Annotated in this window: 10 protein-coding genes and 1 rRNA gene; 8 read left to right on the forward strand and 3 right to left on the reverse strand. The window is 58.3% G+C overall.

The genetic code is table 11. The features are described 5' to 3' along the window. Positions 1-139 precede the first annotated feature (139 nt). On the forward strand, positions 140-1,213 hold the full coding sequence (gene mtnA, locus VGR81_09535; GenBank protein HEV2289180.1) for an S-methyl-5-thioribose-1-phosphate isomerase: 1,074 nt from the start codon (positions 140-142) through the stop codon (positions 1,211-1,213). Positions 1,214-1,565: 352 nt separating this feature from the next. On the opposite strand, the gene VGR81_09540 is transcribed toward mtnA, so the two are convergent. Both VGR81_09540 and VGR81_09545 read right to left on the reverse strand, forming a co-directional pair. Continuing rightward, positions 1,566-2,258: a sigma-70 family RNA polymerase sigma factor gene (locus VGR81_09540; GenBank protein ID HEV2289181.1), complete on the reverse strand. Its 693-nt coding sequence runs from the start codon at positions 2,256-2,258 to the stop codon at positions 1,566-1,568. A 187-nt stretch (positions 2,259-2,445) separates the two neighbouring features. Next, positions 2,446-3,075, reverse strand: a complete 630-nt coding sequence (locus VGR81_09545) for an NAD(P)H-dependent oxidoreductase (protein ID HEV2289182.1) — start codon at positions 3,073-3,075, stop codon at positions 2,446-2,448. 164 nt (positions 3,076-3,239) lie between these two features. On the opposite strand from VGR81_09545, the gene VGR81_09550 reads away from it, so the two are divergent. Beyond that, positions 3,240-3,641, forward strand: a complete 402-nt coding sequence (locus tag VGR81_09550) for a helix-turn-helix domain-containing protein (protein HEV2289183.1) — start codon at positions 3,240-3,242, stop codon at positions 3,639-3,641. A gap of 206 nt (positions 3,642-3,847) precedes the next feature. Continuing rightward, positions 3,848-4,522, forward strand: a complete 675-nt coding sequence (locus VGR81_09555) for a hypothetical protein (protein ID HEV2289184.1) — start codon at positions 3,848-3,850, stop codon at positions 4,520-4,522. A 195-nt stretch (positions 4,523-4,717) separates the two neighbouring features. Here the strand turns inward: VGR81_09555 and VGR81_09560 are convergent, their stop codons facing one another. Beyond that, a complete protein-coding gene (locus VGR81_09560) occupies positions 4,718-8,227 on the reverse strand; it encodes a carboxypeptidase-like regulatory domain-containing protein (GenBank protein HEV2289185.1) in 3,510 nt (1,169 codons plus the stop codon). Between the two features lie 411 nt (positions 8,228-8,638). Between VGR81_09560 and VGR81_09565 the strand changes: the two genes are divergently transcribed. From VGR81_09565 to VGR81_09585, 5 genes are all read left to right on the forward strand, one after another. Further along, positions 8,639-9,226 (forward strand): BON domain-containing protein, encoded by a 588-nt coding sequence (locus tag VGR81_09565; protein HEV2289186.1) that lies wholly within the window; start codon positions 8,639-8,641, stop codon positions 9,224-9,226. Between the two features lie 149 nt (positions 9,227-9,375). Then, a complete protein-coding gene (locus VGR81_09570) occupies positions 9,376-9,708 on the forward strand; it encodes a PadR family transcriptional regulator (GenBank protein ID HEV2289187.1) in 333 nt (110 codons plus the stop codon). 140 nt (positions 9,709-9,848) lie between these two features. Beyond that, a complete protein-coding gene (locus VGR81_09575; GenBank protein HEV2289188.1) occupies positions 9,849-12,497 on the forward strand; it encodes an ABC transporter permease in 2,649 nt (882 codons plus the stop codon). A gap of 261 nt (positions 12,498-12,758) precedes the next feature. Continuing rightward, positions 12,759-12,911 (forward strand): permease prefix domain 1-containing protein, encoded by a 153-nt coding sequence (locus tag VGR81_09580; GenBank protein ID HEV2289189.1) that lies wholly within the window; start codon positions 12,759-12,761, stop codon positions 12,909-12,911. A gap of 280 nt (positions 12,912-13,191) precedes the next feature. After that, positions 13,192-13,649 (forward strand): 16S ribosomal RNA (locus VGR81_09585); the annotation flags it as partial.

Below are 13,649 nucleotides of genomic sequence, written 5' to 3' on the forward strand. Positions count from 1 at the left end.
GGCGCAGCCTGCACCGTCATTCATGTACAATTATTGAGTGGTGGGTCAGTTTGAATTTTCTGGATCGTTGCGCAACGAATCAAAATTCAAACTGACCCACCATTGATTGTTGTTTTGCTGTTGACTCGTGGAGGTCGTATTGCGAAGCGTCGAGCCCATTCGCTGGACTCCCGAAGGCGTCGTCCTTCTCGATCAGCGCCGCTTGCCCGCCGAAGTCGTGTATCACACCTACACCAACTATCGCGACGTCGCCGCCGCCATCAAAGACATGGTCATCCGCGGCGCGCCGGCCATCGGAGTCGCCGCCTCGATGGGCATCGCGCTCGGTGTTTTGCATTCCCGCGCGGCCTCGCTCGAAGATTTGCGCGCGGAATTCAGAACCATTTGCGACACGTTTGCCGTCACGCGTCCCACAGCCGTCGATCTTTTCTGGGCCATCGGCCGTTTTCAGCGCAAATTCGATTCTCTCGCACGCAACGCCGCGCAAAATAATCTCGAACCTATTAAGGAAGCGCTGGCGGAAGAAGCGCAGCAAGTCCATCGCGAACGCCAGCTCGCCGACGAAGCCATCGGCAAATTCGGCGCGGAATTATTGCCTGCCAGCGGCCGCGTCATGACGCAATGCAACGCCGGCGCGCTCGCCACCGGCGGCATCGGCACGGCCCTCGGCGTCATTCGCGTCGCCGTAGAATCCGGCCGCAAGCTCGAAGTGTTCGTTCCCGAAACGCGTCCTTATCTGCAAGGCGCGCGCCTCACCGCCTGGGAACTTCAGCAGGATAAAATTCCGCTCACTTTGATTACAGACAACATGGTGGGACATTTTCTGAAGACTGGCGGTATCGGCGCGATTGTCGCCGGCGCCGATCGCATCGCCGCGAATGGCGACACGGCCAACAAGATCGGCACGTACGCCATGGCCGTCCTCGCGCACGAAAATCATGTTCCGTTTTTCGTCGCCGCGCCCGTTTCCACGCTGGATCTTTCGCTTGCTTCCGGCGACGCTATCCCCATCGAGCAGCGTCCCGCCGCCGAAGTCACCCATGTCCATGGCGTGCGCCTCGCGCCCGATGTAGCCGTCGCGAATCCTGCTTTCGACGTCACTCCCGCACGTTTCATCGCTGCCATCATCACCGAACGCGGCGTCGCTCGCGCGCCCTACGACCAATCCCTCCGCCGCCTCATCCAGGGTGCGTCGGCTCCCGTCGCCCGTTAGTTTGTACGTGCCTCGTTCAAACCGCATCAGCGCAATTTCTGGGCGTGTGTCCGTGCGCAGCGGCGGTCTTCACGTTCACGCGTCATAATTTGTGAAGACCAGTGTGTTCCCGAATTTTTCCAGTCCTGATTCGTGTTCGCAAAATCTTGCGCCCTAGAAATCCGCTTTTCAGTTTTGCCGCTTCATCCCTGCGTCGAATCCAGATCCTGCCAAGCTGAGAAAAGTAAGCAGCGCCATCACACCGCACAGTACATAGCCAATCATCGTCCGCCCCCTGGCCTCGCATCCGCTCAACTCACTGCCAACCGCCGCAAAAAAGCTTCTCAAGCCGCTCCGCGATGGAGCGTCTTTCTCACTGCACCATCGCGCCTCGTTTCACTTCCGCTTCCGCGCTCCGTGGCATTCCGCCTCGCCGGAAATGCCGGTCGAGCGCCTCGCGGAGCTGCAATCGCGCCCGCACCGCGCGCGCCTTCACCGCGGGAATCGACAGCCCCAGCGCCTGCGCGGTCTCTTCCGTCGAAAATTCCTCGATGTCCCGCAGTTGGAAAACCGCGCGAAACATCGGCCGCAGCCCTCGAATCGCTTCTTTCAGGATTTTCTGCATCTCTTTCTGCGAATACCGCTGCTCCGGCGTCGGCCCCCAGTCCATCAGTTGCACCGGCACGGGCAGATCCTCTTCCGTTGGCTCGTCCAGCGAAAATTCCTTCACGCGCCGCTTCTTCCGCAGCTTCATCAGCGCCTGATTGATGGCGATACGCGTCAGCCACGTCGAAAATCGCGAATCCCCTTGAAATTTGTCGAGGTGCTGAAACGCTTGCACGAATGCTTCCTGCGACACGTCCTCGGCGTCTTCGTGGTTCTGCATGATGTTCTGCGCCAGGCGGAAAATTCTCCCCTCGTATTGTTCTACGAGCTTTTCGAACGCCCGCGCGTTCCCTTTCTTCGCCGCCGCCACCAGCGACGCCTCGCCGTCCGCCAGCGCCCCGCCCGCCGCGATAACGCCTTCGCCTTCCGTTACTGCTTTCCCCGCCAGTTCGAATGACATTCCTTCTCCCCTCATTGCCCTTTGGCTGTTGGAAGTTTTGGTGGCGGGTCAGTTTGAATTTTCTTGCAAACGGGGCCCCCAGGTCCCCGGATAGGGAAGCCTGGGGGATCGTGACACAAGGAGTCAAAATTCAAACTGACCCATTACCGAAGTTCCTATCTCGTTGCCGCAGTCCGCAATCGTTGCTTCAGCAGCCTGCCTCTACGCAGGCATTCGATTCTTGCGCGACCACGTGATGAATCTCTTGCACCGCCGCCTCCCGCGACGCTGCCGCCTGCCCGTTGCCTTGATTTTCCGCGTTGATGAACGTCACGTCGTTCAATCCGATGTATCCGAGGATGTGCCGCAAATACGGCTCCTGAAAATCCATCGCCGCTCGCGCCGTCCCGGCGTACGTTCCTCCTCGCGACGTGATCACAATCGTTTTCTTCCCGCTGAGCAGTCCCTTCGGCCCTTTCGCGTCATAGGCAACCGTCTTCCCCACGCGCGTCACTTGGTCAATCCACGCCTTGAGCGGCCACGAAATCGTGAAGTTGTACATCGGCGCTCCAATCACAATCGTGTCCGCTGCGTGCAGTTCCTCAATCAACTCATCCGAAGTCGCAAGATATTCCCGCTGCTCAGGTGTCAGTTTCGCCGGATCGGCGTATGTCGCTGCCCATTCGTCCGTAATCTGTGGCAGCCGCGTCCGCGACAAATCTCGCTCAATGACTCTGCCCGCCGGGTGTTCCTGCTTCCAATCCTCGGCGAATTTCGCAGTCAATTGCCGCGACACCGAACTCCCGCGCGCGCTCGAATCAATCCGAAGTAGCGTCATTCGCATCCTCCTCCAACTCCCGGCGCCCCTGCCTGGCGGCTCATCGGAAGCGCCGTACACGATTGGATGAGGAAATTCGGATTTGGTTACTTTAAATAACTACTTGACTTTGTAAAGTAGGAACTTTAAAGTAACCAGCCATCGAGCTCGCGCATCCTATTACCATGACGATGAATAAGGGCAAATGTGACGCAGCTTCCCAATGCCCGATGCACAATCTCCTTCAGACGCTTGCCCGCCCATGGACTATGTACATTCTATGGACTTTAGGTCAGGAAGGCCCGACTCGCTTCGGTGCCCTTCGCCGCAAGGTGGAGGGAATCTCCTCTCGCGTTCTCACCGAGAGGCTTCGCGCTCTCGAGGAGCGCGGCTTCGTCTATCGCAAATATGAGGCTTCCATTCCTCCCGCCGTTACCTATGGCCTCACCAAGCGCGTCAAGGAAATTCAGAGTGTTCTCTGCCAGTTGAATGAAGTCGCGCGCAAATGGCGTGAGGAAGATGCTTCCGCTGCCCGCGCCGCCGCAAATGCTCTCGGTCCTTCTCCAGAAGTCGTTCATCCTTCCTGAGTTTTTCCTGCATTCCGCGCTTTTTCACAAAAGCAACTCCATCCATGCACGCGCCGTCTAAGTTTAAGCAACGACAGTTACTTTAGAAATTTCAGTATTTTGAAGTCCGTTGTAGAATTGGCAATGTTTCGGCCCGGCTCATAAAGGAGCGAGGAGCGACGAACTTCCTGGGGAGCGAGTCGATCCTACACACGGAGGAGATGGAAATGTTCTTGCGGAAACTGCTGGTACTCGTCTTTATTCTGAGCTGCGGCGCCACTTGTGCGATGGCGCAGGATACGTACGCGGACAAAATCGAAATCACTCCTTTTGGAGGCGCCAAATTCGGCGGAAAAATCAATGTCACTGGCTATACCTCAAACGCCAACGTCGACAATGTTTTCATCAAGAGCGGCATCGACTACGGCGTAATCGCCGACTATTCCATCTGGGACAGTTTTGCGGTTGAATTCATGATGGTGCGCCAGCCGACTACATATAGTGAGCAAGACTTCACTACTATTCCGCCCACAAAAGATTTTCTTGCCAATGGGACGCTGGGTACGTACACCTTTGGCGGCGCTTATACGTTTCGCAGCGGCTCCAATATCAGACCTTTTGTCGCAGGCGGCGTAGGCTGGACCAACTTTGGCAATCTCGATAGCCAGCCGACTAAGCTCTACGTCGGCTTCAACAACAAAGTCGCCTACAATCTCGGCGGCGGCGTGAAATATTATTTCAGCAAGTATCTCGGCCTTCGCTTCGATATGCGCTGGATGGCCAGCCGGACAACTCCGAATCAGTCCACATATTGCAGCGGCTACTATGGCTGCGGAACCTACGCGGGGAGTTACAAGGCCAACCAGGGTGAAGCCAACCTCGGCCTGATTCTTCACTTCTAGTTTTCGTCAATCGCAGTTTTCGCAGAAAAAGACAAGGAGCCTCCCTTGGGGGAGGCTCCCTTTTTTTCTCGATTCGTATCCTTCGCGATGTGAAATTCACAAGTGAAACCGTGATGCCGGCGAAAAAAGCTTTGCGCAAAAGAACGGCCCGGGTTCCCCGGGCCGCCGTAAGAATTCTCGCAAGAGGATAAGAATTTAGAACGTGAATTGCGCCTTGAACTGCAGCACTCGCGCATTCATCTCGCCGCCCAGCATCGAGCCAAGCACGCTTGTCGGAGATCCCGCCGTGGCCAGTATTTCCCCGAAATTTGGGCTCGCAGCATTGTTCACGGGCATGCCGAAATTCGGATGGTTGAGCACGTTGTACGCCTGCACTCCGAGGATCACGTGTGCGCCTTGCCAGAAGGGAATGCTTGTTGACTTCATCACCGCCGCGTCCACGTTGAAGAAATCCGGCCCTCGGAAGAAATTCCGCTGTCCTGTCGAAAATGCGCTTTCCGCTCCGATGTTGAATTCGCACGCCGCCGCAGTCAGGCACGTGGATGCCGTTCCCGGCGGCGCCAGGCAGCTTGGCCCGGAAGAGTTCACCCGGCAGCCTGTGGGCCCGCTGATGTATTGCGGAATCACAGCCCCGAAGTAGTTCGTCGCCTGCAGGCTGGTGCTCAGCGCGCCGTCCACCACGCTATAGGGCAGTCCCGTGCGCGCAAAGACGACACCGGAGATCTCCCACCCGTTGATCAGGTAATTCGGCCCGCGTTTTCCAATGATCTCTCTTAACGGCGGATTCCACACAAAGTTCATGCTCCCGCTGTGCCGGACGTCATAGTCCGCCGACCCATAGTTTCCCGAGTAATTCAGCGGATCCTGCGGGTATGTGAAGCTTGTCGGCGAAAAGGGAAGGAATCCTCCGTTTGATACGTCATCCATCGCATGTGAATACGTGTAACTCCCCTGAATCACGCCTCGTCCCCACACCCCGCTGATCTGGTGCGTCACCGTCGCCGTGACTCCGTTGTAGTGCGAATCTCCGCCGCTGTAGAGCACCGTCACCTCTCCGAATCGCGGATCCGGCGCCTGCCCCAGCGGCAGCGTGCCGAAGGTTGATGTGCTGTAAGCGTTCGCCGAGTTATCCACCACAGGCTCATGCACGCCGTGATTGCCCACGTACGAGACGCTGACCAGCGTCGTATTCGTCAGTTGGTGCTGCAGCTCCAGGCTCCATTTCTGATACTGTGGAATCGTCGTTCTTCCTTCCGCCGTGAAAATGCTCGGCGGTGTAAACGACGCGTCGTTCGCCAGAATCGTGTTGAACGTCTCGCTGCTGTAGAAGCCCTGCTGGAAGACCGTGTTCGCTCCCTTCACGTCGCTGAAAATGCTCGACCCTGTGGCGCCCGTCGTCGTCACCAGAAAGTCGTTCGTGCTCGTGAACGTCGCCCCAAACGGCGGATTTTCTGCGAATGGCGTCACGATCGACATCGGCAGCATGTTGTAGAAAAGTCCCCCGCCGCCGCGTAACACCGTCTTCGTTCCCAGCCACTTCGGCTGCCACGCGAACCCGATGCGCGGCTCGTACACCACGCTGTGAAGTCCGCTGAGCGCGTGCTCCTGGTTGATCTTGATTGACTGGTTGTAAGGAATTTGCAGCAAACTCGATTGGTTGTTGCCAAGCCCAATGTCATTCTGAAACGTCGATGACAATTGCGCGAAGCACAGATTGCGGCAGATGGGATTCGAGTCGTGCTCCGCGCGAACCGCCACGGTCAGGTTCAGCCGGTCGCTGTAGCGGAAGTCGTCTTCGATATACCCGCCGGTCGTGTACTCCGCCATCGGTTCGGATTGCGCCTGCGGAAACGACTGCGTATACGAATCGCCCGTCTGGCCTCCGTTGTAAAAATCATTGATCGAATTGACGAGCAGCACCCCTGTCGCCAGCGTTCCAAAATTGTGATCGCTTACGTCCAGCCGCAGGTATTGCCCGCCCATCTTGATTGTGTGCCGTCCTGCGGTCTTCGAAAAATCATCGCTGATCTGCACTTGCGTATCGTTCTGCCCGTGCGGCACGCTGCAATCCTGTCCGCCGAGCAGAATCGGCAGCCCCGATCCCAAAGGCGCATTCACGCATGGATTCGGCGTGCTCGTCGTGGTGTAGAACGTCCCGTCCGCCATCGCCATGGTCGTCGGGAAAGCGTCGAACGCGTTGATCTGGCTCGTCGGCCCAAACACCGCCGAAACATATTGCCCCGAGACGGACACTTGATTCGCCGCCGTGGACCCGAAATTGTGGTTCCACACCAGTTGCCCTTCCGTCGCCGGAATCGACGCATACACATTGAAGGCCGAACTGATCGGGTCCGAATAGGTCGTCTGGTTGCCCCAGTCCCGCCGGATTCTTACAAACATGCGGTCTTTCTGCGAAATATTGAAATCCAGCCGCCCATTCACTAGCCATTCCTTCGTAAAGTTCTTCTGCGTCGTCGTGTATCCCACCGAGCATGGCTCGGCCGCGCCGACTCCCACGCCCGCTGGATTGTAAAACTGCGGATTCAAATTGAACCCGCCGCAGCCGTCTCCGGTCGTATGGACGATTCCGCTGCTGTCGGTGAACTGGCCCGGAAACTGATTATCCAGCGCCGCGCTGGACTGCGGCGCGCCGTTCAGTGTCCCGAAGAGAATGCCGCTGTAGAACGCTGCCACGTCCGGGCGACCCAAACCCTGAAGGTTGGTCAGCGTCGCCGCCTGGAATTGCGGGCTCGGCATCACCACGGTCGCCGGCGAATCAATCAGCACGCGACCGCCTTCTGAATCCAGGAAAAAAAACACCTTGTTCGGCTTGATCGTCCCGCCCAGCGACCCTTGCCACTGGTTGGCGCTGTCAAAGGGCCGCTGAATGGCCTGCTCGTTGTTGAAGAAATCGTTCGCATTCAGGATTCGCGTGTTCCAGAAGTAATTTGCTTCGCCATGCAGCGTGCTTCCACCGGAACGCGTGATCAGATTCACGCCCGTCCCCGCCAGCTCGCTCACGCTCCCGCTGTAGTTGTTGTTCGAGATGTCCACTTCCTGAATTTCGTTCGTCCCCAGCATCAATCCCGTCGCGCCCGTGTCGTTGATGCTCTGGAAGGGCTGCATCTGGTCCACGCCGTCGCGCGTGAATTTGTTCGACGTCGCCGGCATGCCGTACTGCGCGAAGTTCCCTGTCCCGCCCACCGTATTCATCACTGCTCCGGGCGCCAATTGCGCGAAGCGGGTCACATCCTCGCCCGGATTCGGCTCGTGCAAAATTTGCCGCCGCGTGAACGCCACCCCTTGGTTGCCATCCTGCTTCTTCAGCAGAGAAGCCGCCTGCACCTGTGCGGGCAGCGGCTGCACCGAGAGCTTAAAATCCACCACGACCGGCTCACCCAGAGGAACCGTCACCACCTTCACCGCCGGCTGAAAGCCGGTCATCGTCACGGTAATGGTGTAGGATCCCGGATCGAGCAATCCAAACTGATACGAACCATCTCCCGGCGTCGTCGCCGTCTGCACCGTCCCTTTGGCGTTGTTCTTCAACTCCACCACCGCCCCGGACACCTGCGCTCCCTTCGGATTCGTCACCGTGCCGTGCACGCCGCCGGTGGTCATGGTCTGCGCCGCGAGCCGCACTGAAGCGGCGCCGGAGGTCACCAGCAGCGCGAAAACCACATACATCAAGCGTTTCAAATTCATCAAATCCTCCATCCGATTTTCACCACGGAACAACTGCGGACCGACGACTTTATCCGGAAGTTTCAGAATCCCCCAAGATCCGTATGGCAAGCGCCCCACAGGAGCGCTACGCAGTTTACATCACTGCCCAACTCCGGCCATACCCAATTTTCTTCCCGCAAACCAGCCACAATTCTGTAGTTACGCCCCGCCCGAAAGGGCTCTTCAGCCGCGAATGACCTAGAGGGATGCCTCCCCACCGGAGATGGTTGCGCGCCCAGACGGGCTTGAACCCGTGCCCGCGTCGTTTTTGCAGCTTCCTCACGGGTTTCCCGGCTGTGCCAAACCGCATCTAACGATATTAGGGATGTGGCCAGAGTGATGAAGGAGACCCTGGAAACGTGGCAAGGAGCGAAGAAAGGAGAGAGGGTCATGAGAGAAAAAACCAGCAAAATCACTCTGTGGATGAAATTGGCATTGCTCGCCGCGCTGATGTTCGGACTGGCGGCTCCGCACGCTGCGGCACTCTCCGCCGCGTCAAATAGGCCTGTCGCTTACCAGCAGACCGACCCCAAGCTCGAAGCCGGCTTGATCAAGCAAGTCCATCACGCGCTGGCCATGAATCCGTGGTATGGCGTGTTTGACGACCTCGCTTATTCGGTCAACGGCACCGAAGTCACGCTCACTGGCGAAGTCGTCTACCCGGGCACGAAGGAAGACGCCGTTGCCTCTGTGAAGCACATCGAAGGTGTCACGCACGTTATCGACAAAATCACCGTCCTGCCGTTCTCTTCGATGGACTTTCAGATTCGCCGCGCCGAATACCGCGCGATTTTTTCCTACGCCAGCCTCTACCGTTATGCGATGGGCGTGAATCCGATGATCCACATCATCGTGGATACGGGCCACGTAACCCTCATCGGCTACGTAGATAACGAAACCGACGCCAGACTCGCCTATCTGCGCGCCAATAGTGTCCCCGGCGTTTTTTCTGTGACCAACGATCTCAAGGTCGGCTGATTCCCTCCTCCTGGCCGTCTGAGAGTCGCGTCGCGGGCCCGGCCTCCCCGCCGGGCCCGTTTTCTTTTCGCCACACAAGAACGTCCTTGACATACCTAGCATTCTAGGTGTAATCCTTATCAGGCTGAGTTGTCTAGGGGTAATGCAAAATGGCGAAGAACGATCTTCAGGGAAGTCTGGACCTGCTGACACTGAAAACCCTTTCGCAGATGGGCGAGCTGCACGGTTACGGAATCGTCCTGCACATCCAGCGCGCCTCGGACGACCTGCTGGCCGTCGAGGAGGGTTCGCTCTATCCCGCCTTGCACCGCATGGAGCAGTGCGGATGGATTCGCTCCGAATGGAAGCTGACGGAGACGAATCGCAAAGCGAAATACTACCGGCTGACGCCTGCCGGCCAGAAGGAATTGCGCAACGCCCAGGAAAGTTTCGAACAAGTAGTGAAAGGCGTGCGCGCCGTGTTGCGCTACGCGCAGGAGTAGGCCATGAATGATTCTTCCGATTCGCGCCGCCGGTCTGCTGCGATAGCAGCACAAGAAAAGAGGGCGGCGCGATGTATTCCTTGCGATGTCTGTCGCGCCATGAAAGTGGATCCAATGATCGCCCTGAGGTACGAGTGAGCATGTCCATTCTTCGCCGCATCACGAATTTATTTCACCGCTCGAAGCTCGACGAAGAGATCGACGCGGAACTCCGCTCGCACATCGAAATGCGCACAGCGGACAACATCGCCGCAGGAATGTCGCCCAAAGAAGCGCGGCGGCAGGCAGTGCTGCGCTTCGGCAGCCGTCCTGCGATGAAAGAGCGCGTAATCGCCGCCGACGCCCACATGTTCCTCGATTCACTGTGGCGGGATTTGCATTACAGCCTGCGTGGCCTCCGCAAGAACCTCGGATTCACGGCCATCGCCGTCCTCACACTGGCGCTCGGCATCGGCGCCAACACTGCAGTATTTAGTGTGTTCGACCTTGATTTGCTTCGCCCGCTTCCCTACGCGAATGCGAATCGGCTTGTCTTTTTTGGGATGCTCATGCCCTCCTTCGACTCGCGCCCGTTCCTCTTCACGTCGTCCTATCTGCAACTTCGCACCACCCATACGCCCTTCGAATCCATAACTTCATGGCGTCCCGGCATCGCGGGATGCGATTTGACGGAGACGCAACCACTGCGTCTCGCTTGCGCACGCGCGGAATCCACGTTTCTCCCCACCTTCGGAATCAGCCCAATTTTAGGCCGCAGCTTCAATGCCGAAGAGGACGGCCCCAACGCCCCAGCAGTGTGCCTGATTTCCTATGCGTTGTGGCAGAGCCGTTTCGGTGGCCGCGCTACAGCTCTTGGTCAGATGCTCTCGCTTGATGGCCAGCCAACCCGCATTATCGGTATCTTGCCGCCGAATTTCGAGTGGCCCACGCTCGAACCGGTGGACGTCATCTTGCCCGAGGCTATTACCGCCGCCGAGCGATCAAACCCGATGGCCGGGGCGGTGCGCGCTTACGCAAGGTTAAAGCCGGGCGTGAACATGAAAGAAGCCCGCGCCCAGCTCGAACCCGCGCTTGAGAGTTGGCGGCAAGCTTCACCGCCGATGTTCCGCAAGGAAATAGGACTGGGCTTAATCTCCGTGCGCGAAGACCAGGTCGGGTCGATACGGTTGGCACTATTGGTTCTCTTTGGAGCTTCGCTCGCCTTACTCCTCTTGGCCGTCGCCAACGTGACAAACCTTCTTTCCGCGCGCGCCTCAGCGCGAGAACGAGAACTCGCAGTGCGAACGGCTCTCGGCGCTAGCCGGAGAAACTTGATCGCTCTGCAACTTACGGAAAGCACCCTCCTGGGTCTTTCCGGCGGCGTCGGCGGCGCGGGACTGGCTTTCGTGCTGCTGCGTCTGTTTGTGGCGCTTGCACCGGCTGGAATTCCGCATGTCGCGCAGGTGCGTCTCGACGCGCCAGTGGTGCTCTTTGTTTTGATAGCCTCAGTGCTCGCAGGTTTAGCATGCGGACTGGCACCGGCGCTGACTCCACCACCTGTGCGCACGCTCCTCGCCGGCCCTTCGCTCGCCGCACCGCGGGCTCGCCTCGGAGCAATGCTGGTCGTCGGGCAAGTGGCCGTGTCTTTTGCGCTGGTCGCCGGGGCAGGATTGCTCCTCGAAACCTTGCGAAACATTGACAACGTGCCGCTGGGAATGAAAACCAGCCACATTGTTACGGCCGAAGTCACGCTGGGTCGAGCCTACGGCCAATCCGGGAGGGCAGACGAATTCTTCAATCAGCTGGAGTCGGCGTTGCGAGATTTGCCCGGAGTGACGGGTGTGGGCGTTAGCGACTCGCTCCCGCCCACCGGAGGAGGGCGCGCGCGCAGTTTCTTCGATATCCGTGTCGAAGGCCAGCCTCCTTCTCCCAAAGGCGAAGGCGGGCTAGTCGGCTGGAGTACGGTTACGCCCGGTTATTTCCAGACGCTTGGCATTCCTATTCTCGAGGGGCGCGAGTTCCTGCCAAGCGATCAAGATCCGCATTCCGATGTGATCGTAGTGACCAAGAAACTGGCTGCTCGCCTTTTCGCTGGACGGAACGCAATCGGCCAGCATCTTCAGCTCGCACCTCCTTCGGGATCTTGGTACACGGTCATCGGCGTTGTCGGCGACGTAAACCACCTTGACCAATCCGGCAGGATTGGACGCAGCGATCCCGGCTACTATCTCCCGCGACCGCGCTTGCCAGACCCCGTCACGGCACCGGACGATCGCCATGCCTTCTTTCTTGTACGCAGCTCCCTGGAACCAGTCGCTGTGGAGCGGCTGGTTCGCGAAAAAATTTCAACGCTTGATCCTACGCTGTTGGCGAGCATCTCGACCCTGGATGCACGCGTGAACCTTCTGCGTGTGCAGCCCCGGTTCAACGCTGCCCTCATTACTCTGTTTGCCGCGTTGGGTTTTCTCCTTTCCGCACTCGGGCTTTACGGCGTCCTCTCATTTCTTGTTATGGTCCGCACGAAAGAAATTGGAATTCGTACCGCGCTCGGTGCCGCGCCCCAAGCCGTGCTAAAGATGATCGTCTGGCGCGGACTGCGCCTCGTTCTGCTGGGCCTTGCGGCTGGTGTCGTGCTTGAGCTCGCTGGTGTTCACCTGTTGCAAGGGCTGCTTTACGGCGTCACTCCAGGCAACGCAGAAATCGCTGTTGCGTCAGTCTTGCTCCTGTTAATCGCGGGCTCAGCCGCCTGCTACATTCCCGCCCGCCGCGCCATGCGCGTCGATCCCATGGTTGCCCTGAGGCACGAGTAATGAGCCTTCGCATACACGTTCGCAGCGGTACGCATCATAATCAATCTTCCTATTCGCGCCGCCGGTCTGCTGCGCTAGCAGCACAAGAAAAAAAGGGCGCGCGGGTGGCCCATCCTTTGCGCTTTGCGCGCGCCGAAGCGCGCCGCAAAGGGTGGGGTACTCGGGGATTTGCTGTTAGCCTTGCCTTCGTAGGGGCGCTGCTTGCTGCGCCCGCCGCGCCATGCGCGTCGATCCCATGGTCGCGCTGAGGTACGAGTGAGCATGTCCATTCTTCGCCGAATCACAAATTTATTTCATCGTTCGAAGCTGGACGAAGAGATCGACGCGGAGCTCCCCTCGCACATCGAAATGCGCACGGCAGACAACATCGCCGCCGGGGTGTCGCCGCAAGAGGCGCGACACACTGCTCAATAAATTGTCGAATTGCCGTTGACTTCTCCAAAATGTTCCTGTAGTATCTCCGTTTGTCTGTACTCCTTCCTGCTGGACAGGAAGTCCTCGCTTCACTGGATCCGCTCTTTGGGGCGCTTCTCTTAGCGAGTTACCCGCTTCGCGCGGGGCTGCTCTTTGACAATCGGACGAAACATGCCAGAACCCGTTTGGTTCATTTGAGAACCGAGCGATTCAACAGTTCGCTTCCGGTTTTTTCCGGCGAATGAAAATTCTCCGCAAAAAAAACCGAGGAGCACCAGATTCAAACGAGAGTTTGATCCTGGCTCAGAGCGAACGCTGGCGGCGTGCTTAACACATGCAAGTCGAATGCGCAGTCTTCTGTAGCAATACAGGAGGCCGGCGCATGGCGAACGGGTGCGTAACACGTGGGCAACCTTCCCTTCGGTGGGGGATACCCCCGCGAAAGCGGGACTAATACCGCATAACACTTCCTTGGTTTCGACCGGGGAATTCAAAGCAGCAATGCGCCGGAAGAGGGGCCCGCGGCCGATTAGCTAGTTGGTGAGGTAACGGCTCACCAAGGCCATGATCGGTAGCCGGTCTGAGAGGATGATCGGCCACACTGGAACTGAGACACGGTCCAGACTCCTACGGGAGGCAGCAGTGGGGAATATTGCGCAATGGGCGAAAGCCTGACGCAGCGACGCCGCGTGGGGGATGAAGCTTTTCGGAGTGTAAACCCCTTTCGACCCGGACGAA

Source organism: Candidatus Acidiferrales bacterium (assembly GCA_035934015.1).
Classification (GTDB): Bacteria; Acidobacteriota; Terriglobia; order Acidiferrales; family UBA7541; genus DAHUXN01.

What these genes read in the sequence shown, in the direction of transcription:
- VGR81_09540 (HEV2289181.1), bottom strand. Translation starts at nt 2,258, where the DNA reads ATGTCATTCGAACTGGCGGGGAAAGCAGTAACGGAAGGCGAAGGCGTT.
- VGR81_09580 (HEV2289189.1), top strand. Translation starts at nt 12,759, where the DNA reads ATGTCCATTCTTCGCCGAATCACAAATTTATTTCATCGTTCGAAGCTG.
- VGR81_09550 (HEV2289183.1), top strand. Translation starts at nt 3,240, where the DNA reads ATGACGATGAATAAGGGCAAATGTGACGCAGCTTCCCAATGCCCGATG.
- VGR81_09560 (HEV2289185.1), bottom strand. Translation starts at nt 8,227, where the DNA reads ATGAATTTGAAACGCTTGATGTATGTGGTTTTCGCGCTGCTGGTGACC.
- VGR81_09565 (HEV2289186.1), top strand. Translation starts at nt 8,639, where the DNA reads ATGAGAGAAAAAACCAGCAAAATCACTCTGTGGATGAAATTGGCATTG.
- VGR81_09575 (HEV2289188.1), top strand. Translation starts at nt 9,849, where the DNA reads ATGTCCATTCTTCGCCGCATCACGAATTTATTTCACCGCTCGAAGCTC.
- VGR81_09545 (HEV2289182.1), bottom strand. Translation starts at nt 3,075, where the DNA reads ATGACGCTACTTCGGATTGATTCGAGCGCGCGCGGGAGTTCGGTGTCG.
- VGR81_09570 (HEV2289187.1), top strand. Translation starts at nt 9,376, where the DNA reads ATGGCGAAGAACGATCTTCAGGGAAGTCTGGACCTGCTGACACTGAAA.
- VGR81_09555 (HEV2289184.1), top strand. Translation starts at nt 3,848, where the DNA reads ATGTTCTTGCGGAAACTGCTGGTACTCGTCTTTATTCTGAGCTGCGGC.